Below are 25,573 nucleotides of genomic sequence, written 5' to 3'. Positions count from 1 at the left end.
ACAGTATGGGCGAGCGCCCATTCTGGCAATGGGGGTCTGTCTGGCGTACGGGTGTTGAGGAGAAGTCATGTCGCCGCGTGGAGTCGCGATTCCCGACCTTCGTGAGCGGCTCTTCGACGCCGCGGAGCGGATCGTCGCCCGCGAGGGGGCCGCGGGGCTCACCAGCCGGGCCGTCACCACTGAGGCGGGCTGCGCCAAAGGGGTGCTGCACACGCACTTCGGCGGGGTGGACGCGTTCGTCGCCGAGCTGGTGCTCGACCGGTTCGCGCGGGCCGCGGCAGCGGCTCAGGGGCTTCCCGGGCGGGCGGGCCGGGACACCGTGGCCGCGAACCTCGACGGAGTGGCGCTCGGACTCCTGGACTCCCTCGACCCCGGGGTCGTCGGCCTGGCCATGACCAGCCACACCACCTCTCGGCAGATCCGTGACGCGCTGGCCGCGGGTGCGCCGGGCTTCGCCGCGATCCAGGAGTCGCTCGCCGCCTACCTGGACGCCGAGCTCCGGCTCGGCCGCCTCCCGGCGGGCACCGACACCGCCACGATGGCGCTCGCCCTGGTCGGAACCGTCCACCACCTCCTCATGACCGGCTGGGCCGGCACCCCGGACCCCCGCGAACAGATCGAACGGCTGGTCGCTCTCTTCCTCTCCGGGTGAGCAGGTCACGTCCAGCGCACGGCGACCGTGCTCAGTCGTCGCAGCAGGCCGCCACCGACCTCGTGAGGCGGGGGCCCGCGAACCAGGTGCCGCTGACGAAGCGCATCGCCGGTCCGAAGCTCGCGGCCGCCGGTGGTCCGGTGAAGTGCAGGCCCGGCACGCTGGAGGCGAACCCCTTGTCCAGGGCGGGAAATCCGCCGGTCCGCCGGAGGTCCGCGCGGAGCTCGGGGGAGAGGAAGTCCAGTGCCTCGACGTGGACGTGGTAGCCGGTGGCGGCCAGGACGTGGTCGGACGTGACGGTGTGCGTGCCGCCGTCCGGTGTCGTGGTGTGGAGGGTGACGCCGGCCCCGTCCGCGTCCGCCGCCGTGATCGACCGCTCCGCGAGGACGGGCACTCTGCCCTCGAACCGCTCCTTGAGCCACCACGCCCCGCCCGGCCGCGGCCCCCGCTCGGCCAGCCGGAGCCGGGCGCCCGCGGGCAGCCGGCGGAAGGCGGCCGGGTGGCGGGTCAGGCCGTACCGCGCCCAGGACCGGCCTGCCGGGCTGTCGGGCCGCCACCGCGGGCCGGACGGCGGCGGCGCGTCGAACCGTACGCGCGCGCCGCGGGCCAGCACCTGGACGGCGGCGCCCGCCTCGTGGAGCAGGGCCGCGCTCTCCAGAGCGGACTGCCCCGCCCCGACGACGGTCACGCTGCGCCCGGCGAACATGCGCGGATCGGTCTGCTGGGAACTGTGCGAGATCCGGCCGAGGGCCGCAGGCGCCCCGGACACGGCCGCCGCGAGGGGTGCGGGCAGCCGGGCGAACCCCGTGAGGCCCGTGGCCACGACCACGGCGCAGGCCCGCAGCACCTCGCCCGACGACAGCTTGACGCGGAAGCCGTCCGCTCCCCGGTCGACCGCCGCCACCCGCTCGTCCTCGACGCGGGGCACCAGCCGCTCCCTGAACCACCCGCCGTACCGGATGAAGAGCCCGACGGGCACCGGGTCGTGCTCGCCCGGCCTGCGCTCACCGGCCTCGCGGCAGTAGTCGTGGAGGGTGAAGCCCTCGCGCGGGGTGGCGAGCGCGGACGCGGCGGACGGCGTCTTCAGCAGCATGCCGGCGGGCATGCGCCGGGCCCAGTTCGCCACGGGGGCACCGAAGACGCGGACGGGCAGGCCGCGCGCCCGCAGATGTGCGGCGGCGGACAGGCCGTACGGGCCCGCGCCGATGACGACGACGGTCTTGGACATGGAGGTCCCTCCTGGCGCCGCCGCGGCGCGCGTTCTACGGGCGGGGCTCGGGCGGCGGCACCGGAATCGCTGTGGAAGGTGCGGAGTCGGGGGTGGGAGGGCAGGTGTGCCGGGGCCGCTCCCGTCCGCGTTGGCCGGTGCGTACGGCACACGTGGCGCGGGTCACGCGGGTGACGCGCGCAACGCGTTTCGGCTCCGGTCAGACGAGGGCGAGCGGCGTACGTGCGGGCGGACCCCGCCGTACGACCGCGTCCGCGAGGAGGAGGGGGAGAGAGGGCGCGCGGACCGGCCGCCCCACGCGAGGGGCCGGTACCGGCCGCGGCAGCGCGGCGGGCAACGGTGCGCGGAAGGGGCGCAGCAGCCGGGCGAGGAGGGTCCACAGGAGACGCAGCATCCGCGCCAGACGGCCGCGGGCCGCGGTGGGCCGACGCCGGGCGGTGTGCCTGACGTGGTTGATGCGGCTTACGGGGCTGACGGGGCGCGGGGTGACGTGCCTGGTGTGGCGCCGGGCGTCGTGTGGGGCCTTGCGTCGGGTGTCGTGCGTCGCGTCGCGTCGGGCGGCGCGGTCGGTGTCGCGCCGGGCGGTGGTGCCCCCGCCGTCGCGCCGGGCGGCGCGCCGGATGCCACCGGACTGGGCGCCCGCGCCCTGTGCGCCGCGCGCCGGTTCCGGCCACCGTGAGGCGGCGGCCTGCGCGGCGCAGAACAGGACGGTGGCCGCCACCGCCCGAACGTCCCAGGAGGCCGTCGAGCCGAAGGCGAAGTGGTAGCCGGCCACGGCGAGGAGGGCGCTCGTCAGGGAGAAGACGAGAGACCGCGCCAGTTCCACCGGACGCGCGCCCTCCCGCAGTCGCCCGCCCGGCCCACGGCCGCCGTGCGACCGATAGCGAGGCGTCGGTCCCGAAGTCTCCATGACTCACCCATCATGCGGCGTCAGACCGCCGCTGTCACGTGCCGCGAGCCGTCTGTGAACAGTAACTCCGCACCGGCGTAAGGGAGTTGAGGGTTCACATTCGCGTTCCCGGGCCGGCCCTGGCGGAGCGCGCCGAAGCCCGACTGACCCGCTCGGGTCAGCCCAACGCGCCGCCACCCCGCACCTCCCCCTTGAATGGACAGGTGACCGTGCCTCCCGACGACTGCCTCGCGCGCAACGAGTGGATCTGCGGTGAGTACCTGAGCACCCGCCGCCAGATCCTGCTCGACGCGGTCGTCCAGCACCTCCAGCTGACCGGCCTCTCCGTCCTCATCGCGCTCGTCGTCGCGGTGCCGCTGGCCGTGCTCGCCCGCCGCTGGGGGTGGGCCGCGGGGCCGGTCCTCGCGCTCACCACCGTGCTCTACACCATTCCCTCGCTCGCGATGTTCTCCCTGCTGCTCCCCGTGTACGGGCTCTCCGCGTCGCTCGTCGTCGCGGGTCTCGTGCTCTACTCCCTCACCCTGCTCGTGCGAAACATCCTCGCGGGCCTGCGCGCCGTCCCCGAGGACACCCGGCAGGCCGCCCGCGGCATGGGGTACGGCCCGATCCGCCTCCTGCTCACGGTGGAACTCCCGCTCGCCCTGCCCGCCGCCATGGCCGGGCTCCGCATCGCCACCGTCTCCGCGGTCTCCCTCGTCACCATCGGCGCGATCGTCGGCTTCGGCGGGCTCGGCAACCTGATCTACACGGGCATGAACACGTACTTCAAGGCGCAGGTCCTCACCGCGTCCGTACTGTGCGTCGGCATCGCCGTCGCCGCCGATGTGCTGCTGCTCGGCGTGCAGCGCGTCCTCACCCCGTGGGAGAGAGCGCGGGCGGGCCGCGCATGAAGACACTCGGCGACGCCTGGGCGTGGCTCGGTGACTCCGCGCACTGGGCCGGCGACGACGGCATCTGGCACCGGCTCACCCAGCACCTGGTCCTCACCGTCGTCTGTCTGCTGCTCAGCTGCCTCATCGCCCTGCCGATCGCGCTCGTCCTCGGCCACCTCGGCAAGGGCGGCGCGCTCGCCGTTAACATCTCCAACGTCGGACGCGCCGTGCCGACCTTCGCGGTCCTCGTCCTGCTCCTCCTCACCCCGCTGGGCAAGTGGGGCGACGGGCCGACCGTCGTCGCGCTCGTGCTGTTCGCCGTACCGCCGCTGCTCACCAACGCGTACGTCGGCATGCGCGGCGTCGACCGCAGCGTCGTGCAGGCGGCGCGCGGCATGGGGATGACCGGGCGGCAGATGCTGTGGCGCGTCGAACTGCCACTCGCGCTGCCGCTGGTGCTCAGCGGGGTCCGCATCGCCGCCGTGCAGCTCGTGGCCACCGCCACCATCGCCGCGCTCGCGGGCGGCGGCGGACTCGGCAGGATCATCACGGCGGGCTTCAACCTGGCGAGCACCCCGCAGGTCGTGGCGGGCGCCGTCCTCGTCGCCGTGTTCGCGCTGCTCGTCGAGGGCGCCTTCGAGGTCGCGGAACGGTGCGCGCCGGGGTGGGCGCGGAGCCGGGGGAGGACCGGAGGATGAGGCGGCGTACAGGCATCGCGGGCGGCGCCGCCGCCCTCCTGCTCCTCGGCGGCTGCGCGACCGGACCTTCGCTGGAGAACCGGGGCGAGGTCACCGCGCCGCCGGGCGACAGCAAGAACCTCGTCGTCGGCTCCGCGGGCTTCACCGAGTCCGACCTCCTCGCCCAGATGTACGCGCTGCTGTTGAAGAAGGCGGGATACGGCACCCGCATCCTGTCCGTCGCCAACCGCGAGCTCTACGAACCCGCCCTCGAATCCGGCCAGATCGACGTCGTCCCCGAATACGCGGCGACCTTCGCGGACTGGCTCAACGCCAAGAAGAACGGCGCCGACGCGCGGCCCGTCGGCTCGCCCGACCTCGACGCGACCATGCAGGCCCTGCGCCGCCTCGCCGCCCCACGCGGCCTGACCGTCCTCGACCCCGGCAAGGCCGTCGACCAGAACGCCTTCGCCGTCGCCGCGTCGTACGCCGAGCGGCACAAGCTCAGGACGCTCAGCGACCTGGGCAGGTCCGGCCTGAAGGTCCGTCTCGCCGCGGGCGACGAATGCGTACAACGCCCGTACTGCGCACCGGGCTTGAAGAAGGTGTACGGCATCGACATCACCCGGGTCGACCCCAAGGGCGTCGGCACCACCCAGGCCAAGAAGGCCGTGCAGGGCGGCCAGGACCAGATGGTGCTCACCACGTCGACGGACGCCACCCTCGACGACTTCGGCCTGGTGCTCCTCAAGGACGACAAGCATCTCCAGAACGCCGACTACCTCGTACCCGTGGTCAACCGTTCCCGCGCGGGCAGCGAGGGCGTCGCGACCGCGCTCGGCCGCCTCAACCCCGTCCTGACCACGGCGGACCTCGCCGCCATGAACGAACAGGTGGACAGCTGGCGCCGCCTGCCACAGGACGTCGCGCGGACGTATCTGGAGAACAAGGGCCTGCTGTAAGCGCCCCGTCAGGGGCGCGGGGAACTGCGCGACCAGCCACAAACAGCCCGCAGGCAGGAAACCGCCCCACCAGCGGAGCGCCTACGCATCGGCGACCGAGTCGAACTCCACCTCGTCCCGCGCCACGCCCTGCGCATCCGCGTCCACCGAGCGCCGCAGCGCCTCGTGCAGCTTCGCCGGGGTCAGGACACCCAGGAAGCGGGCGCCGTCCAGCACGGCGACCCAGCCCGCGTCGTGCTGAAGCATCACGCCGAACGCCTGCTTGAGCGGGGCGCCGACCGGTACCCACGAGTTCATCCGGTGCGCCAGGTCGCCGACCGTGCCGCCGGTGCCGGCCAGCGCGACCTCGTCGACCCCGACCCAGCCGTGCAGATCACCGGCCGCGTCCAGGACGACGGCCCAGCGCGCCTCCTCCGCGCGCAGCCGGGCGGCGGCCTGCGCGGCGGGCTCGTCGAGGCGGGCGAGCGGCGGCTCCTCCAGGTCGTCCGTCTGGATCTCGGTGACGGAGAGCCGTTTCAGCCCCCGGTCGGCGCCCACGAACTCGGCGACGTACGGCGTCGCGGGCGCCCCGAGCACCGCCCCCGGCGTGTCGAACTGTTCGATGCGCCCCTGTCCGTACACCGCGATGCGGTCGCCGAGCCGGACGGCCTCCTCGATGTCGTGCGTGACGAGCAGCACCGTCTTGCGGACGGCGGCCTGCATCCGCAGGAACTCGTCCTGCAACTGCTCCCGCACCACCGGGTCGACCGCGCCGAACGGCTCGTCCATCAGGAGCACCGGCGGATCGGCGGCGAGCGCCCTGGCCACGCCCACGCGCTGCCGTTGGCCGCCCGACAGCTGCTCGGGGTAGCGGGAGCCGTACGTCTTCGGGTCCAGGCCCACCAGGTCGAGCAGCTCCGCGGCCCTGGCCCGCGCCTTCGCCTTCTTCCAGCCGATCAGGGCCGGGACGGTCGCCGTGTTGTCGAGGACCGTGCGGTGCGGGAAGAGGCCGACCTGCTGGATGACGTAGCCGATGCGGCGGCGCAGGCGCACCGGGTCGACGCCGGCGATGTCCTCCCCGTTCACGAAGATCCGGCCCGACGTGGGCTCGATGAGCCGGTTCACCATCATCATCGTGGTGGTCTTGCCGCAGCCGGAGGGGCCGACGAGGGTGACCAGTTCGCCCTCGGCGACCTCGAAGGAGAGGTCGTCCACGGCCGTCGTGCCGTCCGGGTAACGCTTCGTCACCTGCTCGAACCGGATCATGTCCTCACGCTAGCCGCGCCCGTCACTCACCGCTCATCAGCACCACCTCAAGGGTGCGCGGACCGTGCACCCCCTCGACGCGGTCCAGCTCGATGTCGCTGGTCGCGGAGGGACCGGAGATCCAGGTGAGCGGGCGGGCGGGGTCCAGCCGTTCGAGCGCCCGGGGCACGGAGGCGACGACCTGGTCGGGCACTCGTACGACACAGATGTGGTGGTCCGGCACCAGGGTGATGCGGCGGCGGCCCTGGTCCGGGGAGCCGTCGAGCACGATCGTGCCGGTCTCGGCGACGGCCACCGCGCAGCCGGTCACGACGCTGTCGACCCGGTCGAGCTCCTGCGGCGTGCTCGCGGCCCGGTCGTGGACCCGCACCGGGTCCGCTTCGGCCAGCCAGCCGGGCGGCAGCCCCGGCGGCACCAGCACGGTCCGCGCACCGCGCCCGGCGAGCAGCCGCATGAGTGTCGCCGGGAGCTCCGCGCGGGTGGTGCGGTGCACGATCGCGCGGTAGTCCGCGAGGTTCTCGGCGAGCAGGTCGACGGTCTGTGCGGTGCCGCGGCTGCCGTGCTCGCGCAGATAACCGCGCCCGACCGCGTCCTCGTACGCGACGGGGGTGTCCTTCGGCACGTCGGCCAGGGCGCGGCGCACCCGGCCCAGGATCCGGTCCCTGCTGCTCACTTCGCCGCTCCTCCGTTCGTCCGCCGCCACCAGTCGCGGAACGGCTCCGCCGGGACCTCCGGCAGGTCCCTGGTCGCGCTCCAGGCCCGCCCCGGCCCCGGCAGCGTGCGTGGATGGAGCCGCCGGGTGCGCGACGCGAGACGCTGGCCCGCGCGCAGTGCGCCGGGGCGGGCGAACGCCAGGCCCGCCGCGCGCATCGCCGCCCGCTCCGCCGTGTGCCCCTTGGCGGGCTTCAGCGTCACCTTGTTGCCGCCCCGTGTGACCTCGCCGCCCTGTACGACCCGCTCCCTCAGGTGCACGAGGACCTCGGGGATGTCGATGGCGACCGGACACACCTCGTAGCAGGCGCCGCAGAGCGAGGAGGCGTACGGCAGGGAGGCGTCGATCTCGCTGCCGGTGCCCCGGAGCTGCGGGCTGAGGATCGCGCCGATCGGGCCGGGGTAGACCGAGCCGTACGCGTGCCCGCCCGCCCGCTCGTACACCGGGCACACGTTGAGACACGCGGAACAGCGGATGCAGCGCAGGGCCTGGCGGCCCACCTCGTCGGCGAGGGTGTCGGTGCGGCCGTTGTCGAGCAGGACCAGGTGGAAGGCGCGGGGGCCGTCCTGGTCGGCGGTGCCGGTCCACATCGAGGTGTACGGGTTCATGCGCTCGGCCGTCGAGGAGCGGGGGAGCATCTGGAGGAAGACCTCCAGGTCGCGCCAGGCCGGGACGGTCTTCTCGATGCCGACGACGGAGATCAGCGTCTCGGGGAGGGTCAGGCACATCCGGCCGTTGCCCTCCGACTCCACGACGACCATCGTGCCGGTCTCGGCGACCATGAAGTTCGCCCCGGAGATGCCGACCTTGGCGCGCAGGAACTTCTCGCGCAGGTGCAGGCGGGCCGCCTCGGCGAGCTCGGCCGGGGTGTCGGTCAGCCCGTCGGGGGCCGGTCGGCCCCAACGGCCCATCCGGCGCGCGAAGATGTCGCGGATCTCGCCGCGGTTGCGGTGGATGGCGGGGACCAGGATGTGCGAGGGGCGGTCGTCGCCGAGCTGCACGATGAGTTCGGCGAGATCGGTCTCGTAGGCGTGGATGCCCTCGGCTGCCAGGGCTTCGTTGAGGCCGATCTCCTGTGTGGCCATCGACTTGACCTTGACGACCTCGGTCTCGCCCGTCTCCCGGACGAGCCGGGTCACGATGCGGTTGGCCTCGTCGGCGTCGGCCGCCCAGCGGACGGTGCCGCCCGCCGCCGTGACGGACTCCTCCAGCTGGATCAGGTAGTGGTCCAGATGCCGCAGCGTGTGGTCCTTGATCTGCCGGCCCGCCTCGCGCAGCGCGGCCCAGTCGTCCAGCTCGGCGACGGCGCGGGCCCGCTTGTCGCGGATGGTGTGGGTGGCGTGCCGGAGGTTGGCGCGCAGCGTCGTGTCCCCCACCGCCTCGCGCGCGGCCGCCGGGAAGGCCGGCATCCCGAGATACGTGCCGGGCGTACCGCTCATGACAGGGGCTCCTCTTCCGTGCTCGCCAGGATCTCCGCGATGTGGACGGGGCGCACGGCCGTGCGCAGCCGGGTCATGGTGCCGCCGATGTGCATCAGGCACGAGTTGTCCGCCGCGCACAGCACCTCGGCTCCGGTCGACTCGGCGTGGCGCACCTTGTCGGCGCCCATCGCCGCCGAGACATCGGAGTTCTTCACGGCGAAGGTGCCGCCGAAGCCGCAGCACTCCTCGGCGCCGGGCAGCTCCACCAGCTCAAGACCCCTGACCGCACGGAGAAGCCGGGTCGGCCGGTCGCCGAGACCGAGGGACCGCAGCCCGTGGCAGGTCGGGTGGTACGTGACCGTGTGCGGGTAGTACGCGCCGACATCGGTGGTTCCGAGGACGTCCACCAGGAACTCCGTCAGCTCGTACGTCTTGGGGACGACGGGGGCGAGCGTGCGCGCGAGCCCTTCGCCACGGCCCTCGGCGCGGGCCCGCGCGCCCATGCGCGGGTACAGCTCCCGCACCATCGCCCCGCACGACCCCGACGGCGTCACCACCGCGTCGTACGCGTCGGACCCGAATACATCGGAGAAATGCCGGGCGAGCGGCTCTGTCTGATGGCGGTAGCCGGTGTTGTAGTGCGCCTGCCCGCAGCAGGTCTGCGCCATCGGGAAGTCGACGTCGACTCCCAGCCTGGTCAGCAGTTTCACCACCGCGCGACCCGTGTCCGGATACAGCGTGTCGTTGACACAGGTCAGGAACAGGGCGACACGCATCGCGGGTTCCTCCTAGTCGATCATCGGATGGGTGCAGCGTACGCGCGCCCCGGCGTCCCGCCAACGGGCCGTGCCGCCGCGCTGTCCGCAGTGCGGCGGGGGCGGTCCTGCGAGCGAGGGGCCCGTCTCGCGGACCCGGCCCATGTGCTGGACTGGGCCCCGAACACGCGTACCCGCCACGTCGTCCAGGAGCAGCCTTGACCACCACGTACCGCCAGCCCGGAGTCGTCCTCACCGACCGCCGCTTCAGCGTGCCGCTCGACCACGGCGACCCGGCGGGGGAGCGGATCGAGGTCTTCGCGCGCGAAGTGGTGTCGGCGTCCAAGGGCGGCGCGGACCTGCCCTGGCTCGTGTATCTGACCGGTGGCCCCGGCTTCGGGGCGACCCGCTTCAACGGCAGGGAGTCGTGGCTCGACCGCGCACTCGACGACTTCCGCGTCCTCCTCCTCGACCAGCGCGGCACCGGCAGCTCCACCCCCGCCAACCGGCAGACGCTGCCCCTGCGCGGCGGCCCCCGCGAACAGGCCGACTACCTCGCCCACTTCCGCGCCGACTCCATCGTCCGCGACTGCGAGGCGATCCGCGCCGAGGTGACGGGCGGCGCCCCCTGGACCGTCCTCGGCCAGAGCTTCGGCGGCTTCTGCGCCACCCACTACCTGTCGGCGGCGCCCGAGGGCCTGTCCACCGCACTGATCACCGGCGGCCTGCCCACGCTCGACGGCCACGCCGACGACGTGTACCGCGCCGCCTACCCGCGCATGGAGCGCAAGACCGCCGCGCACTACGCCCGCTACCCGCAGGACGTCGAGCGGGCCCGCCGCATCGCCGCCCACCTCGCCGAGCACGAGCCCGTCCTGAACGGCGGCTACAAACTGACCGTCGAGGCCTTCCAGTCCCTCGGCATCCTGCTCGGCGCGGGCGACGGCAGCCACCGGCTGCACTACCTCATCGAGGACGCCTTCGTGCGCACACCGGCCGGATTCGCGCTCTCCGACGCCTTCCAGGAGAACGTCCAGGCCGCCCTCTCGTACGCCGGCAACCCGCTCTTCGCGGTCCTGCACGAGGCGATCTACGCCCAGGGCGAGCGCCCCACCGCCTGGTCGGCCGAGCGGACACGCGCCGAGTTCCCGCAGTTCGACGCGGAGAAGACGCTGGCGGGCGACGCGCCGCTGCTGTTCACCGGGGAGGCCGTGCAGCGCTGGATGTTCGACACCGACCCCGCGCTGCGCCCGCTGCGCGAGACCGCCGACCTGCTCGCCGAGCGCACCGGCTGGCCCCGCCTGTACGACACGGAGCGCCTCGCCGCGAACGAGGTGCCGGTGGCGGCGGCGATCTACCACGACGACCTGTACGTCGACACGGAGCACTCCCTGCGCACCGCCCGCGCCGTCCGGGGCCTGCGCACCTGGGTCACCGACGAGTTCGAGCACGACGGGCTGCGGGTGAGCGGTCCGCGCGTGCTCGACCGGCTCCTCGCGCTGACACGCGGCGAGGCCTGAGGCACGGCCGGGCCGGTGGCGCCCACCGACGCCCAACTCGTTGTCGGACCCCGGGGTTAAGCTGCCCATCATGACCGAGCCGCAGCATTCAGCCACCCCCGTCGACCAGCTCACTCCCATGCCCGAGGACTGGCGGCGCGCGCTCGCCGTCGTCGCCCACCCGGACGACCTGGAGTACGGGTGCGCGGCGGCGATCGCCGGCTGGACGGACGGCGGCCGCGAGGTCACGTACCTCCTGGCGACCCGCGGCGAGGCCGGCATCGACACGCTCGACCCGGCCACCTGCGGCCCGCTGCGCGAGCGGGAGCAGCGGGCGAGCGCGGCCGTGGTCGGCGTGGACGCCGTGGAGTTCCTCGACCACAAGGACGGCGTCGTCGAGTACGGCATCGCGCTGCGCCGCGACATCGCCGCCGCGATCCGCAGACACCGCCCCGAGCTGGTCATCACGCTCAACCACCGCGACACGTGGGGCGGCGTCGCCTGGAACACGCCGGACCATGTGGCGGTCGGCCGCGCCACGCTGGACGCCGCGGCGGACGCGGGCAACCGCTGGATCTTCCCGGAGCTGATCGAGGAGCAGGGCCTTGAGCCCTGGGACGGCGTGCGGTGGGTCGCGGTGGCCGGCTCGTCGACGCCCACGCACGCGGCGGACGCGACGGCGGGCCTCGACCGGTCGGTGGCCTCCCTCCTCGAACACCGCACGTACATCGAGGCGTTGACCGACGAGGACCCCGAGAAGTACTGCCGTTCGTTCCTCACGGGCAACGCCCAGGCGCTGGCGCCGCGCTTCGGCGGAAGGCCGGCGGTGGGGTTCGAGGTCTTCAGCCGGTGAGCCCGCACCCTTAACCTGACGGCTCGTCAGGGAAAGGCCGAGCCTTTGGGGGCGTGGATGATCGACACCACCGGCACGGACATCCCACGGGGTGAGGAGCGGCTGCGCCTGGACGTCGAGGACGGGCTCGGCATCCTCACTCTCTGCCGCCCGCGCAGGCTCAACGCGTGGAGCTGGGAGTCCACGCGCCAACTGGGCCTGTTCGCCGACCGTATCCGGTTCGACGACTCCATCCGGGCGGTGCTGCTGCGCGCCGAGGGCCGGGCCTTCTGCGCGGGCATCGACATCACGGCGCCGGGCAGCGCGATCACGGGCCGCTCCGGCGCCGAGCGCGCCCGCAACTACTACGAGGCGATGCGCTGGGTCCACGAGCGCTTCCGCGTCTTCGCTCAGCTGCCGCAGCCGGTCGTCGCGGCCGTCCAGGGGTACTGCCTCGGCTTCGGTTTCGAACTGGCGCTGATGGCGGACGTGCGGATCGCGGCGGACGACGCGGTGTTCGCGCTGCCCGAGGCGCAGCTCGGCGTCGCGGTGGACGCGGGCGGCGACCTGCGCATCGCCCGCGAGGCGGGCGCCGGCTGGGCGAAGCTGCTCGCACTCACCGGCCGCAGGATCGACGCGGCCACGGCCGAGCGGCTCAGGCTGCTCCAACAGGTCGTACCTATCGGTGAGTTGGCGCGGACGGCGCACGCGCTGGCGGCCGAGATCGCCGCGAACGCGCCGCTGGCCGTCCAGGGCATCAAGCGCGGCATCGACGCGTACGCCGACGCGGGGATGGCCGGGGCGCTCGACCGCGTCGCGATGAACGCGGCGATCACGCTCACGTCGGAGGACTCGCGCGAGGGGTACGGCGCGAAGGCGGCTGAGCGGGCGGCTCTGTTCGAGGGGAAATAGAGGAGTCAGGGGAAATAGGGGAGTCAGGGGGGGCGGGGAGTCAGGGGGAGGTGGGGTGGCCAGGGGGAGGTGGGGAGTCAGGGGGAGGTGGGGTGGCCAGGGGGAGTGGGGGGCGCGGGGAGGCCCAGTTGCTCCCGCACCGGCACCACCTGTGGGTTCACCAGCGCTCTGCGCTGCCAGTTCGCGCCGTCGACCACCAGCGTGTGGCCCGTGATGAAGCGGGCGTACGGGGAGGCGAGGAAGGTGGCCGCCCAGCCCAGCTCGCGGGGCAGGCCGACGCGGAGGGCGGGCTGACGGCCGGCCTTGTCGCTGGCCCGGTCGAGGGTGCCGCGGATGTCGTCGGTCATGTCGTCGTGCGGCATCAGGCCCGGCACCAGGCCGTTGACCTGGATGCCGTACGGACCCCACTCCACGGCCAGGGTCTCCACCAGGCTCTTCACGCCTGCCTTGGCCGCCGCGCTGTGGGCGAAGCCGGGGCCGCCCGTCCAGGCGTACGACGCCCCGACGTCGATGACCGAGCCGGCGGCGCCCCCGGCCAGATGCCTGCGGCCGAACTCGCGCGTCATCAGAAACGTGCCGGTGAGCGTGGTGTCCACGACCGCGCGCCAGGCGTTCGGCGACATGTCCTCGGCGGGGACGGGGAAGTTGGCGGCGGCGTTGTTCACCAGGACGTCCGGCAGGCCGTACGCCTCCTGCGCGGCGTCGAAGACGTCCGCGACGCGGTCGGCGTCCCGGATGTCGCACACCGCGGTCGTCACGCGCCCGCCCAGCGCCGCCAGTTCGTCCCTCGCCGCCTTGAGCCGGTCCTCCTTGCGGCTCGCGATCACCAGATCGGCACCGAGCCGCGCGAACTCCGCGGCGATGGCCTTGCCGAGGCCGGTCCCGCCTCCGGTGACGAGGACGACGCTCCCGTCGTAGGTGCCGGGCGGCAGGGCGGTCGCTCCCGCGGGGGGAGGCGGAGGGAGGCCGGGCAACGCATCGCCCGGCCTCAAGGCCCCGTTTGCACCATGCCATTCCGCCTCGTCGCCCGCCCCACCATGCGTCATGCGCGCATCGATACCTCGTACCGCGTGAAAGCTCCACACCTCCCGGCCACCACCACAGGCATTCGGCCACCGGCCGGTGCATCGACGACAGCGGTGCCTTCGGTCTGCGTCAGCCCCCCGCGATCTCGTGCGTGCGTGCTTCCGTCACCAGTCGCGCCACCTCCGCTTCGCCCTCCGGGGTGAAGACCCCCGCCCGGCGGCGGGCGGCCGCTGCGTCGATGTCCGCCATCACGAGCTCCGCGTTGATCGTCAGTCCGGCGCGGTAGCCGGCGCTCGCCGCGTTGATCACCTGCTCCATGGGGGCCGCGGCGTTGCCGACCGCCCAGACGCCCGGGACCGTGGTGCGGAAGGTCTCGTCCACGGTCGGGTACGGGCCGAAGGGGGTCTCCTTGAACTCCGCGCCGAGTGCGGTCAGGAGGCCGCCCTCCCGGGCCACCGGCTTCGCCGCGACGAACAGCACCCGGCGCGGGAAGACCCGGCCGTCGGCGAGCCGCACGCCCGTCAGCCGGTCGTCCTCGACCTCCAGGCCCGCGACCTCGCCCTCCACGACCTGGACCCCGGCGGCAGCGAGCCGTTCCCACTCCGCGTCCGGCAGGTCCCGCACGGTGTGCAGGAACAGTGTCACGTCCTTGGACCACTGGGTGACGAGCAGCGCCTGGTGGCTGTTGAAGGGGTCGCCGGCGAGGACGCCGAAGGGCTGGTCCCGCACCTCCCAGCCGTGGCAGTACGGGCAGTGCAGCACGTCACGGCCCCAGCGCTCGGCGACGCCCGGCACGGCGGGCAGTTCGTCCACGAGGCCCGTCGCCATGACGATCCGGCGCGCGTGCACCGCCCCGCCGTCGGCGAGGGCGACCTCGAACTCGCCCGCACCGTCCGGCGCCACGGCCGACACGCGGCCCCGCACGACCTCCACCCCGTACCGCTCCAGCTCCCGGCGCCCCTCGGCGAGGAACTCGGCAGGCGGCATGCCGTCGCGTGACAGGTAGCCCTGCATGTGGGCGGCGGGCGCGTTGCGCGGCTCGCCCGCGTCGACCACCAGGACCCGCCTGCGGGACCGGCCGAGCACGAGCGCCGCGCTCAGCCCCGCCGTGCCGCCGCCGACGACCACCACGTCGTAGCCCTGGTCCGGCATCTTCTCCATCGTCCGCATGACGGTCCGCCTCTCGCTCGGGTTCTCGGCCACGCTCCCGGGCACGTTCTCGCCACGTACTCGGGCGCGGTGGCCATCTCCACTGAGACCATCACCCCGGTGGTGCGATATCGACAAGTGCCTTTGCTGTTTCCGCAAGAGGAGGCATGATGTTCCCCATGAGCGAAGAGACGGCAGAGCCCGAAGCGATGGATCAGGTCCTCACCGAGGTCGGCCCCCGGCTGCGCCGCATCCGCAAGGAGCGCGGCGCCACCCTCGCCGGCCTGTCCGCCGCCACCGGCATCTCGGTCAGCACCCTGTCCCGCCTGGAGTCCGGCCACCGCAAGCCCAGCCTGGAACTGCTCCTGCCGATCGCCCGCGCCCACCAGGTGCCCCTGGACGAGCTGGTCGGCGCCCCGCCCGTGGGCGACCCGCGCGTGCGGGCCAAGCCGATCGTCCGGCACGGCCGCACCATGCTGCCGCTGACCCGGCAGCCCGGCGGCCTCCAGGCCTACAAGGTGGTCGAGCCCGCCCGCACCGCGGCCGCCCCGGAGCCGCAGACCCACGAGGGGTACGAGTGGCTGTACGTGCTGTCGGGAAAGCTGCGCCTGATCCTCGGCGACCACGACGTGGTGCTCGGCCCGGGTGAGGCCGCGGAGTTCGACACGCGGGTCCCGCACTGGTTCGGGGCCACGAGCGAGGGGGGCGCCGAGTTCCTCAGCCTCTTCGGGCCGCAGGGGGAGCGCATGCACGTGCGGGCGAGGCCGACCCGTAAGGGCTGAGAGTCCGGCATCCAGGGCTCCGCGGACTGTTCCCCTGGGGCAAGCGACCGCTTAGTATGCGGACGAGCACGGTCTACGACAGCCCCGTGGAGGCCCCGCATGCAGGCATGGCAAGTGCACGAGAACGGCGAGCCGGGCGAGGTGATGCGCCTCGCCGAGGCGGACCGCCCTCCGCTCGATGAGGGGCAGGTGCTGCTGAAGGTCCGCGCCGCGAACATCAACTTCCCGGACGCGCTGCTCTGCCGGGGCCAGTACCAGGTCAGGCCCGCCATGCCGTTCACGCCGGGCATGGAGATCTGCGGCGAGACCGAGGACGGCCGGCGGGTGATCGCCAACTCCGTGCTGCCGTACGGCGGCTTCGCCGAGTACGCCGTCGCGGACGCGGCCGCCCTGCTGTCCGCCCCGGACGCCCTGGACGACGCGGAGGCCGCCGCCCTCCACATCGGCTACCAGACCGGCTGGTTCGCCCTGCACCGCCGCGCGCACCTCCGGGCGGACGAGACCCTCCTCGTGCACGCGGCGGCGGGCGGCGTCGGCAGCGCCGCGGTGCAGCTCGGCAAGGCCGCGGGCGCCAGGGTCATCGGCGTCGTCGGCGGCGCGGAGAAGGCGGCGGTCGCGCGCGAACTCGGCTGCGACCTCGTCCTCGACCGGCGTACGGACGACGTGATCGCCGCCGTCAAGGAGGCGACCGGTGGCCGCGGCGCCGACGTGATCTACGACCCGGTGGGCGGCGACGCCTACGCCAAGTCGGCGAAGTGCGTGGCCTTCGAGGGCCGGATCGTCGTCATCGGCTTCGCCGGCGGCTCCATCCCGACGCCCGCGCTCAACCACGCGCTCGTGAAGAACTACTCGATCGTGGGCCTGCACTGGGGCCTGTACAAGACCAAGGACCCGGGCCTGATCCAGCGCTGCCACGAGGAGCTGTCCGAGCTCGCCGCCAAGGGCGCCATCAAGCCGCTGGTGAGCGAGCGCGTGCCGATGGCCGACGCCGCGTCCGCCGTGCAGCGCGTCGCCGACGGCGTCACGACCGGCCGGGTCGTCGTCCTGCCGCACGGGGGTGCCGCATGACCGACGCCGCCGAACTGCGCACCCGCACCCAGGAGTTCCTCGCCGCGCACCCGCCCGCCGCGACGGACCGCGCCGACTTCCTCAAGGCCCGCTTCGACGCCGGCCTCGCCTGGGTGCACTACCCCGAGGGCCTCGGCGGACTCGGCGCGCCGCGCTCCCTGCAAGCCGTCGTGGACGCCGAGCTGGAGGCCGCGGGCGCCCCCGACAACGAGCCGCGCCGCATCGGCATCGGCCTCGGCATGGCCGCGCCGACCGTCCTCGGCTTCGGCACCGAGGAGCAGAAGCAGCGCTTCCTGCGCCCGCTGTGGACCGGCGAGGAGGTGTGGTGCCAGCTCTTCAGCGAGCCGGGCGCCGGCTCCGACCTGGCCGCGCTCGGCACCCGCGCCGTCCGCGACGGGACGACCGGCGACTGGGTGGTCAACGGCCAGAAGGTGTGGACCTCCAGCGCCCACACCGCCCGCTGGGCCATCCTGATCGCCCGCACCGACCCGGACGTGCCCAAGCACCGGGGCATCACGTACTTCGTGTGCGACATGACGGACCCCGGCGTCGAGGTGCGGCCGCTGCGCCAGATCACCGGCGAGGCCGAGTTCAACGAGGTGTTCCTCACCGACGTGCGCATCCCGGACGCGCACCGGCTCGGCGCGGTCGGCGACGGCTGGAAGGTCGCCCAGACCACCCTCATGAACGAGCGCGTCTCCATCGGCGGCATGCGCATCCCGCGCGAGGGCGGCATGATCGGACCGGTCGCCAAGGCCTGGCGCGACCGCCCCGAGCTGCGCACGCACGACCTCCACCAGCGCCTCCTCAAGCTCTGGGTCGACGCGGAGGTGGCCAGGATCACCGGGGAGCGGCTGCGCCAGCAGCTCGTCGCGGGCCAGCCGGGGCCCGAGGGCTCCGGCATGAAGCTCGGCTTCGCCCGCCTCAACCAGGAGATCAGCGGCCTGGAGGTCGAACTCCTCGGCGAGGAAGGCCTGCTGTACGACGACTGGACGATGCGCAGGCCCGAGATCGTCGACTTCACCGGCCGCGACGCGGGCTACCGCTATCTGCGCTCCAAGGGCAACAGCATCGAGGGCGGGACCAGCGAGGTCCTGCTGAACATCGTCGCCGAGCGCGTCCTCGGCCTGCCCGCCGAGCCGCGCACCGACAAGGACGTCGCCTGGAAGGACCTCGCGCGATGAGCGACCTGCTGTACTCCGAAGAGGAAGAGGCGCTGCGCTCCGCCGTGCGGGCCCTGCTCGCCGACCGGTGCGACGCCGCGACCGTCATCGCGCGCGCCGAGAGCGCCGAACCGCTCGACCGCGAGCTGTGGAAGGCGCTCGCCGACGGCATGGGCCTGGCCGGACTCCTCGTCCCCGAGGAGCTCGGCGGCCAGGGCGCCACGCACCGCGAAGCGGCCGTCGTGCTGGAGGAACTGGGCCGCTCGGTGGCGCCCGTGCCCTATCTCACCAGTGCCGTCGTCGCCACGGAGACGCTGCTCGGCTGCGGGGGGAGCGAGGCGTCCGAGCTGCTCGGCGCGCTCGCCGCGGGGCGCACCGTGGGCGCGCTCGCCGTGGGCCTCGCCGTCGCTCCTGGCGCCCCCGTCAAGGGCGTACGCCACGAGGAAGGTGCCCTGCACGGGGAGGTGACCGGCATCGCGGACGCGGTCGGCGCCGACGTGCTGCTCGTCCCCGCCGACGGCGGGCTCTACGCGGTCCACACGGCGCAGGACGGCGTCACCGTCACCCCGCGGACCTCCCTGGACCTCACCCGGCCGCTCGCCACGGTGACCTTCGACGGGGCACGCGCGCGTGAGCTGTCCCGGGACGCGGAGGCGGCAGCGGCCGTACGGCGGGGCCTGCGGGCCGGGGCCGCCCTGCTCACCTCGGAACAGCTGGGCATCGCGGAGTGGTGCCTGACGGAGACGGTCCGCCACACGAAGGAGCGGCACCAGTTCAACCGTCCTGTCGGCTCCTTCCAGGCGCTCAAGCACCGGCTCGCCCAGCTGTGGACCGAGGTCGTCAACGTCCGCGCCGCCGCCCGCAACGCCGCCGACGCCCTCGCCACGGGCAGCGCCGACGCGGACGTGGCGGCCGCCCTCGCCCAGGCCTACGCCGCCCCGGTGGCGGTCCGCGCGGCCGAGGAGGCGCTACAGCTGCACGGCGGCATCGGCATGACGTGGGAGCACCCCGTCCACCTCTACCTGAAGCGCGCCAAGGCGGACTCGGTGGCCTACGGCACGGCGGGATCGCACCGCGAGGCGCTCGCGGAGCTGGTCGATCTCCAGGCGCCCTGACCTGCGCACCCCTTTTGATGCAGCCCGCACCTACCAGGTGCGGGCTGCGCGGTTACACCGCCATGAGGTGGTGCATAATTGCGAGCTGTTCGCAACAACAGCTGATCTTCAGTAGGGGTGTGGAGCATGAGGGCCCGATCGATACGGGGCGCAGGCGCGGTGGCGACGGCGGCCGCCATAGCGGTCGCCGCCTCCGCCTGCTCGGCGCCGGGCGACGGCGGCGGCGCGGGCGGCGCGAAGGACTCGGCGGTCGTCGGCATCGCGTACGAGCCCGAGACCCTCAGCCCGCTCCTCGGCTACGGCAAGGACGGCAACTCGAAGATCTTCGACGGGCTGCTCACGCACGACGCCGACATGAAGCTCAAGCCCGCCCTCGCTGCCGAGCTGCCCAAGGTCACCGACGACGGCAGGACCTACACGTACAAGCTCCGCAAGGGCGTCAAGTTCAGCGACGGCAAGCCCTTCTCGGCCAAGGACGTCGTCTTCACCTACGAGACGATCCTCGACAAGAAGACGAACAACGCCTCCAAGACCGAGCTGGACGCCGTCAAGAGCGTCGAGGCCAAGGGCGACGACACCGTCGTCTTCCACCTCAAGTACCCCTACGCGCCGTTCGCCGAGCGGACCGTCCTGCCCATCGCGCCCGAGCACATCGCGGCCAAGCAGGACGTGAACACCGGCGCCTTCACCACCAAGCCGGTCGGCACGGGCCCGTACGAGCTGGTCAAGTGGTCCAAGGGCGAGAAGCTGACCTTCAAGGCCAACCCCGACTACTGGGGCGGCGCGCCGAAGGTCAAGAACTTCACCATGGCGATCATCAAGGACGACGACATCCGCGCCACCCGGCTCGACGCCGGTGAGCTCGACGGCGCGATCCTGCCGCCCAACCTCGCGAAGAAGTACAAGAGCGACAGCGGCAAGAACACCTACGCCGCCAAGACCTTCGACTACCGCGTCGTGACCCTGCCCACCGGCAACAAGGTCGCAGGCGACACCGCCGTCCGCCGCGCCCTCGACGTCGGCGTGAACCGCAAGGCCATGGTCGACTCGATCCTCTACGGCGAGGGCAAGGAGGCCTACGGGCCCGTCCCGACGGACAGCCCCTGGTTCACCAAGGGCACCGAGCGCAAGTTCGACGCCGCCAAGGCGAAGAAGATCCTCGACGACGCCGGGTGGAAGCCGGGCAAGGACGGCATCCGCGAGAAGGACGGAGTCCAGGCGAAGTTCCCGCTCTGGTACCTCTCCGGCGACAAGCTCCGCCAGGACCACGCCCTCGCCTACGCCTCCGACGCCAAGAAGCTCGGCATCAAGGTCGAGGTGCAGTCCGGCACGTGGGAGGTGATCGAGCCCCGCATGCCCAAGGACGCGGTCCTCGCCGGCGGCGGCTCCCCGGCCGACCCCGACTTCGACCAGTACACGCTCCTGAAGTCCTCCCTCGCGGGCGACGGCTTCAACAACATGGCGCACTACGACAACCCCAAGGTCGACAAGGCCCTGGAGGACGCCCGCAAGAGCGGCGACCACGCGAAGCGCCAGGCCGCGTACGACACCATCCAGCGCGAGCTCGTGAAGAACCCGGGCTACACCTTCCTCACCCACATCGACCACCTCTACGTCGTCGACAAGAAGTTCGGCGACCTCACCACCCAGGTCGAGCCGCACGACCACGGCCTGGCGTCCGGGCCCTGGTGGAACGTCGAGGACTGGCAGCCGAAGAAGTGACACCGGCGATAACCGAGGCACCGGGGGCGGCGACGCGGCGTCGCCTCCCCTGGGGGCCCATGGCACGCCTCGCGGCACGGCGGCTGCTGTTCGCCGTGCCCGTGCTGCTCGTCGTCACCTTCGGCGTCTTCGCCATCGCCGCCGCCTCGCCCTTCGACCCCGTCAAGGCGTACGCGGGCACGGCCGGCCTCACCGCCTCCCAGGAGAACCTCGACCAGCTGCGCGCCAACCTCGGCGTCGACCGGCCGCTGACCGCCCGCTGGTGGGAGTGGCTGACCTCGGCCCTCACCGGTGACCTCGGCGACTCCAGCACGCTGCGGCAGCCCGTCGCGGACGCCATCGGCGAACGCATCGGCTGGTCCGTGCTGCTCGCCGCCACCGCGTTCCTCGTCGCCATCCTGCTCGGCACCGCCCTCGGCGTCCTCGCCGCCCGCCGCCCCGGCGGCTGGGTCGACCGTGCCGTGACCTCCCTCGCGTACACCCTCGAAGCCGCGCCGCCGTTCTGGCTCGGCCTGCTCGCCGTCTGGCTGTTCGCGCTGAAGCTGGGCGTCCTGCCCTCGGGCGGACTCACCGACACGGCCAGCTCGACCGTGACGGCGGGGCAGGTCGCGAGCCACCTCGTGCTGCCCGCCGCCGTGCTCGCGATCTCGCAGCTGCCCTGGTTCGTCCTCTACGTGCGCCAAGGCGTCGGCGACGCGCTCGGCGACGACCCCGTGCGCGGGGCACGCGCGCGGGGCCTCGCCGAACGGACCGTTCTGCTCGGACACGCGCTGCGCTCCGGCATGCTGCCCGTGCTCACGCTCATCGGCTCCCGCGTACCCGAACTGATCACCGGGGCGCTCCTGGTGGAGACCGTCTTCAGCTGGCCCGGCATCGCCGCCGCCACCGTGCAGGCGGCGACCTCCGTGGACTTCCCGCTGCTCGCCGCCCTGACCGCGCTCGCCACCGCCGCGGTCCTCCTGGGCAACCTCGTGGCCGACCTCCTGTACGGCCTCGCCGACCCGAGGATGGGATTCGATGGCTGAGATGACCGACATCGTCTGGCGTTCCCGGGGCGGTGTGCGCCGCTCCACGCGCGCGTGGCGGGTGCGCACCTCCGCGGTGATCGTCGCCGCGGTCGTCCTCGCCGTCCTCGTCGTACCCCCGCTCGTCAACCTCGACGAGCAGGCCGTCGACCTGGCCGCGAAGCTGCGGCCGCCGTCGCTCGCGCACCCCTTCGGCACCGACGACGTCGGCCGCGACCTGCTGCTGCGCTGCGTCTACGGCCTGCGCGTCTCGCTCCTGGTGGGCGTCGTCGCGGCGGTCGTCGCCACTGTCATCGGCACGGCGGTCGGCGCCCTCGCCGCCGCCTCCGGAGGCTGGGTCGACCGGATCGTGATGCGGCTCGTCGACGTCTTCTCGTCCGTGCCGCACCTGCTGCTCGGCATCTTCATCGTCGCGATGTTCCGGCCCGGCGTCTGGCCGGTCGTCGTTTCCGTGGCGCTCACCCACTGGCTCTCCACCGCCCGCATCGTGCGCGCCGAGGTGCTGTCCCTGCGCTCGCGGCCGTACGTCGACGCGGCGATCTCCGGCGGCGCCTCACGGCTGCGGGTCGCCGTGCGCCACCTGCTGCCCGGCGTCCTGCCGCAGGCCGGCCTCGCCGCCGTCCTGATGGTGCCGCACGCCATCTGGCACGAGTCCGCGCTCTCCTTCCTCGGCCTCGGCCTCCCCTCCCACCAGGCGAGCCTCGGCACGCTCGTGCAGAGCGCGCGCGGCTCGCTCCTGGCGGGCGACTGGTGGCCGACCCTCTTCCCCGGCCTGTTCATCATCGTGCCCACCCTGGCGATCGCGGGCCTCGCGGGCGCCTGGCGGGAACGCATCAATCCCCGGCGCCGATCGGAGCTCATGCTGTGACGGCCCCCGTCCTGTCCGTACAGGGTCTCTCCGTACGATTCCGCATGCGCGGCGGCACCCACGTCTCCGCCGTCACCGACGCCACCTTCGACCTCGCCGCGGGGGAGTGCCTCGCCCTGGTCGGCGAGAGCGGCTGCGGCAAGTCCGTGCTCGCCTCCGCGCTGCTCGGCCTGCTCCCCGAGAACGCCGAGACCGCCGGGTCCGCCCTCATCGGCGGCCTGGACCTCCTCACCGCCGACGAGCGCACCCTCGCCCGCACCGTGCGGGGGCGGCGCGTCGGACTCGTACCGCAGAGCCCCGCCGCCCATCTGACGCCGGTGCGCACCGTCCGCTCCCAGCTGGAGGAGACCCTGCGCGAGCTCGCCGGGGTGCGGAAGCCGCAGCTGCGGGCCGCCGCCGAAGCGGCCGCCGAGCGCGCCGCGTTCCCCTCCGGCCACCTCGACCGCTACCCCCACGAGCTCTCCGGCGGCCTCGCCCAGCGCGCCGCCACCGCACTCGCCCTCATCGGCGACGCGCCGCTCCTCCTCGCCGACGAGCCCACCACCGGACTCGACCGCGACCTCGTGGACCGCACCGTCGACGAACTGCGCCGGCACGTCGGCGACGACCGCGCACTGCTCCTGATCACCCACGACCTGGCCGCCGCCGAACGGATCGCCGACCGCGTCGCCGTGATGTACGCGAGCCGCGTCGTCGAAGTCGCCGACGCCACCGACTTCTTCGGCACGCCCGGACCCCGGCACCCCTACGCCCGCGGGCTCCTGAACGCCCTGCCGGAGCGCGCCTTCACCCCCGTCCCCGGCATGCCGCCCGAGCTGTCCGCGCTCCCCGCGGGATGCGCGTTCGCGGCCCGCTGCGACCGGGCCGACGAGGCGTGCGGCGCGCTGCCCGCGCTCACGGACGGAGCGGCCTGCCACCACCCCCACGCCGACGTGCTGGAGGCCCCCCGTGCTTGAACTGCGCGCCATCACCGCCGGCTACGACCGGCGCGCCCCCGTCGTCCGGGACGTCGACCTCACCATCGCCCCCGGCGAGTCCGTGGGTCTGCTCGGCCCCAGCGGCTGCGGCAAGTCCACCCTCGCGCGGGTCGCCGCGCTGCTGCACCGCCCCGACGCGGGCCGGGTCGTCATCGACGGCGAGACCGCCCGCGGCTGGCGCCACCGCGCCCCCCGCGAACAGCGCACGGCCTTCGGCGTCGTCTTCCAGCAGCCGCGGCTCTCCGCCGACCCCCGCCTTGCCCTCACCGACCTGATCGCGGAACCACTGCGGGCGGTCGGCCGCGGCTCCGAAGCGGCCGCCGCGGTCCCTGACCTCGCGGCCCGCGTCGGCCTCGGCAAGGACCTGCTCGGCCGCCGCCCGCACGAGGTCAGCGACGGCCAGCTGCAACGCGCCTGCCTGGCCCGCGCCCTGATCCTGCGCCCGCGCTGGCTGATCTGCGACGAGATGACGGCGATGCTGGACGCCTCGACGACGGCGGCCCTGGTCCACGTCGTCGAGGAGTACCGCACCGAACACGCCGCCGGCCTCCTGGCCGTCGGCCACGACCGCATCCTCCTGGAACGCTGGTGCGACCGCACCACGCACTGGGACGAACTGGTGTCGGGCCGCTCCGGGGCGGAGGCTTTCGCGCCTCCGGCGTGAACCCCCGGCATCCATACCGCCAACTCCCGTAAGGACAGGGTTTCCTGCCCCGGGCCGAGCCGCATACTCACTGAGGTTCCGCTCACCGTCGTATCCGCGCGTCGTGCACCGGCGCGCCCCGACCCGTCCCTCCGGGAGGCAGACATGGCCCTCACCACCCGTCGCAGAGCCCTCACCACCTTCGGCGCGGCCCTCGCGGGCGGCATCGCGATACCCGCCCACGCGCAGGCGAGCGGGCGCCACCCCCGCCCCCGGCCGCTGGTCCGGGCCCACGCCCACAACGACTACGAACACCCCCGGCCCCTCCTCGACGCCCTCGACCACCGGTTCGGCAGCGTCGAGGCGGACATCTTCCTCGTCGACGGGCAGCTCCTCGTCGCCCACGACCCGGTCGACCTCGACCCCACCCGCACCCTCGAATCGCTCTACCTGAAGCCCCTGGCGGCGCGCGTGCGGGCCAACCACGGTGCCGTGTACCGGGGTTACCACCGCACCCCCTTCCAGCTGCTCATCGACATCAAGACCGAGGGCGCGTCGACGTACGCCGCACTCCACCGCCAACTGCGGCCCTACCGGCACCTGTTCACGTCGTACGCCTACGGGAAGGTGCGCCGCGGCGCCATCACGGCCGTCGTCTCCGGTGACCGCGCGGCCCGCGCCCCCATGGCCGCGCAGCGCGTCCGGCACGCCTTCTACGACGGCCGCCTCGCCGACCTGGGCGGCACCGCGCCCGCCTCGCTCATCCCGCTGATCAGCGACAACTGGTCCCTCAACTTCAGCTGGCAGGGCGTGGGGCCGATGCCCGCCGCCGAGCGCGACAAGCTGCGCGGCATCGTCTCCGCCGCCCACGCGCGCGGGCAGCGCGTCCGCTTCTGGGCGACGCCCGACCTGCCGGGCCCGCAGCGCGACGCGGTCTGGGGCGAGCTGCTCGCCGCCGGTGTCGACCACCTCAACACCGATGACCTCGCGGGCCTCGAGGCGTTCCTCGACGCGCACGGCCGATGATCCGACCGGATCAACCTTCGCGCGAGTAACACCCGTTCGGAGCACAGGTCAGACGCCCGAACGCCTCCTCCGCTAGGCGACACTGACGGCCGGAAGCCGCGGTTCCGCGTGGCGGAGGAGGTACTTCGCATGGCTGTTTCGATCTCTGTCGTGCTGCTGCTCGTGATCCTTGCGGCGGTCTTTCTGCGCAATGGGGCGCTGAAGGTGTCGCACGCCGTCGTCTGTCTGCTGCTGGGTTTCTACCTGGCGGGCACGAGCATGGCCCCGACCATCCACGACGGCCTGACGGCCACCGCCCACATCGTCAGCGGCATCCGGCCGTGACCTGCCCC

The 25,573-nt window shown here is 73.4% G+C and carries 26 protein-coding genes; 18 read left to right on the top strand and 8 right to left on the bottom strand.

The window, feature by feature from the left end; translation table 11 throughout:
• The first annotated feature begins 67 nt into the window (after positions 1 to 67).
• Positions 68 to 652, top strand: coding sequence for a TetR/AcrR family transcriptional regulator (locus ACZ4Z4_RS24505; protein WP_468331001.1), 585 nt, complete (start codon positions 68 to 70; stop codon positions 650 to 652).
• 31 nt (positions 653 to 683) lie between these two features.
• On the opposite strand, the gene ACZ4Z4_RS24500 is transcribed toward ACZ4Z4_RS24505, so the two are convergent.
• Complete coding sequence (locus ACZ4Z4_RS24500) at positions 684 to 1,880, bottom strand: NAD(P)-binding domain-containing protein (RefSeq protein ID WP_468330998.1); 1,197 nt, start codon at positions 1,878 to 1,880, stop codon at positions 684 to 686.
• Positions 1,881 to 2,079: 199 nt separating this feature from the next.
• Positions 2,080 to 2,706 (bottom strand): hypothetical protein, encoded by a 627-nt coding sequence (locus ACZ4Z4_RS24495; RefSeq protein ID WP_468330995.1) that lies wholly within the window; start codon positions 2,704 to 2,706, stop codon positions 2,080 to 2,082.
• Positions 2,707 to 2,993: 287 nt separating this feature from the next.
• On the opposite strand from ACZ4Z4_RS24495, the gene ACZ4Z4_RS24490 reads away from it, so the two are divergent.
• The 3 genes from ACZ4Z4_RS24490 to ACZ4Z4_RS24480 are packed head-to-tail and all read left to right on the top strand — an operon-like array spanning position 2,994 to position 5,301.
• Positions 2,994 to 3,680, top strand: a complete 687-nt coding sequence (locus ACZ4Z4_RS24490) for an ABC transporter permease (RefSeq protein WP_468330991.1) — start codon at positions 2,994 to 2,996, stop codon at positions 3,678 to 3,680.
• Positions 3,677 to 4,360 (top strand): ABC transporter permease, encoded by a 684-nt coding sequence (locus tag ACZ4Z4_RS24485; RefSeq protein WP_468330988.1) that lies wholly within the window; start codon positions 3,677 to 3,679, stop codon positions 4,358 to 4,360. The genes ACZ4Z4_RS24490 and ACZ4Z4_RS24485 overlap by 4 nt, the downstream gene beginning before the upstream one ends.
• On the top strand, positions 4,357 to 5,301 hold the full coding sequence (locus tag ACZ4Z4_RS24480; protein WP_468330985.1) for an ABC transporter substrate-binding protein: 945 nt from the start codon (positions 4,357 to 4,359) through the stop codon (positions 5,299 to 5,301). The genes ACZ4Z4_RS24485 and ACZ4Z4_RS24480 overlap by 4 nt, the downstream gene beginning before the upstream one ends.
• Positions 5,302 to 5,382: 81 nt before the next feature.
• On the opposite strand, the gene ACZ4Z4_RS24475 is transcribed toward ACZ4Z4_RS24480, so the two are convergent.
• Genes ACZ4Z4_RS24475 through ACZ4Z4_RS24460 form a run of 4 tightly spaced genes read right to left on the bottom strand, consistent with a single transcriptional unit; the run spans position 5,383 to position 9,455 of the window.
• The gene (locus tag ACZ4Z4_RS24475; RefSeq protein ID WP_468330983.1) at positions 5,383 to 6,546 is read right to left on the bottom strand and encodes an ABC transporter ATP-binding protein; all 1,164 of its coding nucleotides are present in this window, start codon (positions 6,544 to 6,546) and stop codon (positions 5,383 to 5,385) included.
• Between the two features lie 22 nt (positions 6,547 to 6,568).
• Positions 6,569 to 7,219: a LutC/YkgG family protein gene (locus tag ACZ4Z4_RS24470; RefSeq protein ID WP_468330981.1), complete on the bottom strand. Its 651-nt coding sequence runs from the start codon at positions 7,217 to 7,219 to the stop codon at positions 6,569 to 6,571.
• Positions 7,216 to 8,697 carry a LutB/LldF family L-lactate oxidation iron-sulfur protein gene (locus tag ACZ4Z4_RS24465; protein WP_468330980.1) on the bottom strand — a complete coding sequence of 494 codons (1,482 nt, stop codon included), beginning with the start codon at positions 8,695 to 8,697 and terminating at the stop codon, positions 7,216 to 7,218. The genes ACZ4Z4_RS24470 and ACZ4Z4_RS24465 overlap by 4 nt, the downstream gene beginning before the upstream one ends.
• Positions 8,694 to 9,455, bottom strand: coding sequence for a (Fe-S)-binding protein (locus tag ACZ4Z4_RS24460; RefSeq protein WP_468330978.1), 762 nt, complete (start codon positions 9,453 to 9,455; stop codon positions 8,694 to 8,696). Before ACZ4Z4_RS24460 ends, ACZ4Z4_RS24465 begins: the two co-directional genes overlap by 4 nt.
• 197 nt (positions 9,456 to 9,652) lie before the next feature.
• On the opposite strand from ACZ4Z4_RS24460, the gene ACZ4Z4_RS24455 reads away from it, so the two are divergent.
• The 3 genes from ACZ4Z4_RS24455 (at position 9,653) to ACZ4Z4_RS24445 (ending at position 12,677) form a co-directional block, all read left to right on the top strand.
• Positions 9,653 to 10,954: an alpha/beta fold hydrolase gene (locus tag ACZ4Z4_RS24455; RefSeq protein ID WP_468330976.1), complete on the top strand. Its 1,302-nt coding sequence runs from the start codon at positions 9,653 to 9,655 to the stop codon at positions 10,952 to 10,954.
• Positions 10,955 to 11,024: 70 nt separating this feature from the next.
• Positions 11,025 to 11,786: a PIG-L deacetylase family protein gene (locus ACZ4Z4_RS24450; RefSeq protein WP_468330974.1), complete on the top strand. Its 762-nt coding sequence runs from the start codon at positions 11,025 to 11,027 to the stop codon at positions 11,784 to 11,786.
• 57 nt (positions 11,787 to 11,843) lie between these two features.
• Complete coding sequence (locus ACZ4Z4_RS24445) at positions 11,844 to 12,677, top strand: enoyl-CoA hydratase/isomerase family protein (RefSeq protein ID WP_468330972.1); 834 nt, start codon at positions 11,844 to 11,846, stop codon at positions 12,675 to 12,677.
• A 77-nt stretch (positions 12,678 to 12,754) separates the two neighbouring features.
• On the opposite strand, the gene ACZ4Z4_RS24440 is transcribed toward ACZ4Z4_RS24445, so the two are convergent.
• Both ACZ4Z4_RS24440 and ACZ4Z4_RS24435 read right to left on the bottom strand, forming a co-directional pair.
• Entirely contained in the window at positions 12,755 to 13,651 is an 897-nt protein-coding gene (locus tag ACZ4Z4_RS24440; protein ID WP_468330969.1) for an SDR family oxidoreductase, read from the bottom strand.
• A gap of 181 nt (positions 13,652 to 13,832) precedes the next feature.
• Positions 13,833 to 14,855, bottom strand: coding sequence for an NAD(P)/FAD-dependent oxidoreductase (locus ACZ4Z4_RS24435; RefSeq protein ID WP_468331491.1), 1,023 nt, complete (start codon positions 14,853 to 14,855; stop codon positions 13,833 to 13,835).
• A 176-nt stretch (positions 14,856 to 15,031) separates the two neighbouring features.
• Between ACZ4Z4_RS24435 and ACZ4Z4_RS24430 the strand changes: the two genes are divergently transcribed.
• From ACZ4Z4_RS24430 to ACZ4Z4_RS24380, 11 genes are all read left to right on the top strand, one after another.
• Positions 15,032 to 15,634, top strand: coding sequence for a helix-turn-helix domain-containing protein (locus ACZ4Z4_RS24430; protein WP_468330967.1), 603 nt, complete (start codon positions 15,032 to 15,034; stop codon positions 15,632 to 15,634).
• 99 nt (positions 15,635 to 15,733) lie between these two features.
• The gene (locus tag ACZ4Z4_RS24425) at positions 15,734 to 16,702 is read left to right on the top strand and encodes an NADPH:quinone oxidoreductase family protein (protein ID WP_468330964.1); all 969 of its coding nucleotides are present in this window, start codon (positions 15,734 to 15,736) and stop codon (positions 16,700 to 16,702) included.
• Positions 16,699 to 17,886 carry an acyl-CoA dehydrogenase family protein gene (locus ACZ4Z4_RS24420; RefSeq protein WP_468330961.1) on the top strand — a complete coding sequence of 396 codons (1,188 nt, stop codon included), beginning with the start codon at positions 16,699 to 16,701 and terminating at the stop codon, positions 17,884 to 17,886. The genes ACZ4Z4_RS24425 and ACZ4Z4_RS24420 overlap by 4 nt, the downstream gene beginning before the upstream one ends.
• Positions 17,883 to 18,980, top strand: a complete 1,098-nt coding sequence (locus ACZ4Z4_RS24415) for an acyl-CoA dehydrogenase family protein (RefSeq protein ID WP_468330958.1) — start codon at positions 17,883 to 17,885, stop codon at positions 18,978 to 18,980. Before ACZ4Z4_RS24420 ends, ACZ4Z4_RS24415 begins: the two co-directional genes overlap by 4 nt.
• Positions 18,981 to 19,106: 126 nt before the next feature.
• Positions 19,107 to 20,702 carry an ABC transporter substrate-binding protein gene (locus ACZ4Z4_RS24410; protein WP_468330956.1) on the top strand — a complete coding sequence of 532 codons (1,596 nt, stop codon included), beginning with the start codon at positions 19,107 to 19,109 and terminating at the stop codon, positions 20,700 to 20,702.
• A gap of 59 nt (positions 20,703 to 20,761) precedes the next feature.
• Positions 20,762 to 21,727: an ABC transporter permease gene (locus tag ACZ4Z4_RS24405; protein ID WP_468330953.1), complete on the top strand. Its 966-nt coding sequence runs from the start codon at positions 20,762 to 20,764 to the stop codon at positions 21,725 to 21,727.
• A 1-nt stretch (position 21,728) separates the two neighbouring features.
• Positions 21,729 to 22,595, top strand: a complete 867-nt coding sequence (locus tag ACZ4Z4_RS24400; protein WP_468331488.1) for an ABC transporter permease — start codon at positions 21,729 to 21,731, stop codon at positions 22,593 to 22,595.
• A gap of 44 nt (positions 22,596 to 22,639) precedes the next feature.
• A complete protein-coding gene (locus ACZ4Z4_RS24395) occupies positions 22,640 to 23,551 on the top strand; it encodes an ABC transporter ATP-binding protein (protein ID WP_468331485.1) in 912 nt (303 codons plus the stop codon).
• Positions 23,544 to 24,236: an ABC transporter ATP-binding protein gene (locus ACZ4Z4_RS24390; RefSeq protein ID WP_468330950.1), complete on the top strand. Its 693-nt coding sequence runs from the start codon at positions 23,544 to 23,546 to the stop codon at positions 24,234 to 24,236. The genes ACZ4Z4_RS24395 and ACZ4Z4_RS24390 overlap by 8 nt, the downstream gene beginning before the upstream one ends.
• A 144-nt stretch (positions 24,237 to 24,380) precedes the next feature.
• Positions 24,381 to 25,241, top strand: a complete 861-nt coding sequence (locus ACZ4Z4_RS24385; RefSeq protein WP_468330947.1) for a phosphatidylinositol-specific phospholipase C/glycerophosphodiester phosphodiesterase family protein — start codon at positions 24,381 to 24,383, stop codon at positions 25,239 to 25,241.
• A 129-nt stretch (positions 25,242 to 25,370) separates the two neighbouring features.
• Positions 25,371 to 25,565 carry a hypothetical protein gene (locus ACZ4Z4_RS24380; protein WP_468330944.1) on the top strand — a complete coding sequence of 65 codons (195 nt, stop codon included), beginning with the start codon at positions 25,371 to 25,373 and terminating at the stop codon, positions 25,563 to 25,565.
• The last annotated feature ends 8 nt before the right edge of the window (positions 25,566 to 25,573 follow it).

Source organism: Streptomyces sp. NPDC030245, from assembly GCF_055572995.1.
This window is presented reverse-complemented; position numbering and strand designations above follow the sequence as displayed.

What these genes read in the sequence shown, in the direction of transcription:
- ACZ4Z4_RS24505 (WP_468331001.1), top strand. Translation starts at nt 68, where the DNA reads ATGTCGCCGCGTGGAGTCGCGATTCCCGACCTTCGTGAGCGGCTCTTC.
- ACZ4Z4_RS24500 (WP_468330998.1), bottom strand. Translation starts at nt 1,880, where the DNA reads ATGTCCAAGACCGTCGTCGTCATCGGCGCGGGCCCGTACGGCCTGTCC.
- ACZ4Z4_RS24485 (WP_468330988.1), top strand. Translation starts at nt 3,677, where the DNA reads ATGAAGACACTCGGCGACGCCTGGGCGTGGCTCGGTGACTCCGCGCAC.
- ACZ4Z4_RS24480 (WP_468330985.1), top strand. Translation starts at nt 4,357, where the DNA reads ATGAGGCGGCGTACAGGCATCGCGGGCGGCGCCGCCGCCCTCCTGCTC.
- ACZ4Z4_RS24475 (WP_468330983.1), bottom strand. Translation starts at nt 6,546, where the DNA reads ATGATCCGGTTCGAGCAGGTGACGAAGCGTTACCCGGACGGCACGACG.
- ACZ4Z4_RS24465 (WP_468330980.1), bottom strand. Translation starts at nt 8,697, where the DNA reads ATGAGCGGTACGCCCGGCACGTATCTCGGGATGCCGGCCTTCCCGGCG.
- ACZ4Z4_RS24460 (WP_468330978.1), bottom strand. Translation starts at nt 9,455, where the DNA reads ATGCGTGTCGCCCTGTTCCTGACCTGTGTCAACGACACGCTGTATCCG.
- ACZ4Z4_RS24450 (WP_468330974.1), top strand. Translation starts at nt 11,025, where the DNA reads ATGACCGAGCCGCAGCATTCAGCCACCCCCGTCGACCAGCTCACTCCC.
- ACZ4Z4_RS24445 (WP_468330972.1), top strand. Translation starts at nt 11,844, where the DNA reads ATGATCGACACCACCGGCACGGACATCCCACGGGGTGAGGAGCGGCTG.
- ACZ4Z4_RS24435 (WP_468331491.1), bottom strand. Translation starts at nt 14,855, where the DNA reads ATGCCGGACCAGGGCTACGACGTGGTGGTCGTCGGCGGCGGCACGGCG.
- ACZ4Z4_RS24430 (WP_468330967.1), top strand. Translation starts at nt 15,032, where the DNA reads ATGAGCGAAGAGACGGCAGAGCCCGAAGCGATGGATCAGGTCCTCACC.
- ACZ4Z4_RS24425 (WP_468330964.1), top strand. Translation starts at nt 15,734, where the DNA reads ATGCAGGCATGGCAAGTGCACGAGAACGGCGAGCCGGGCGAGGTGATG.
- ACZ4Z4_RS24420 (WP_468330961.1), top strand. Translation starts at nt 16,699, where the DNA reads ATGACCGACGCCGCCGAACTGCGCACCCGCACCCAGGAGTTCCTCGCC.
- ACZ4Z4_RS24415 (WP_468330958.1), top strand. Translation starts at nt 17,883, where the DNA reads ATGAGCGACCTGCTGTACTCCGAAGAGGAAGAGGCGCTGCGCTCCGCC.
- ACZ4Z4_RS24410 (WP_468330956.1), top strand. Translation starts at nt 19,107, where the DNA reads ATGAGGGCCCGATCGATACGGGGCGCAGGCGCGGTGGCGACGGCGGCC.
- ACZ4Z4_RS24405 (WP_468330953.1), top strand. Translation starts at nt 20,762, where the DNA reads ATGGCACGCCTCGCGGCACGGCGGCTGCTGTTCGCCGTGCCCGTGCTG.
- ACZ4Z4_RS24400 (WP_468331488.1), top strand. Translation starts at nt 21,729, where the DNA reads ATGACCGACATCGTCTGGCGTTCCCGGGGCGGTGTGCGCCGCTCCACG.
- ACZ4Z4_RS24395 (WP_468331485.1), top strand. Translation starts at nt 22,640, where the DNA reads ATGCGCGGCGGCACCCACGTCTCCGCCGTCACCGACGCCACCTTCGAC.
- ACZ4Z4_RS24385 (WP_468330947.1), top strand. Translation starts at nt 24,381, where the DNA reads ATGGCCCTCACCACCCGTCGCAGAGCCCTCACCACCTTCGGCGCGGCC.
- ACZ4Z4_RS24380 (WP_468330944.1), top strand. Translation starts at nt 25,371, where the DNA reads ATGGCTGTTTCGATCTCTGTCGTGCTGCTGCTCGTGATCCTTGCGGCG.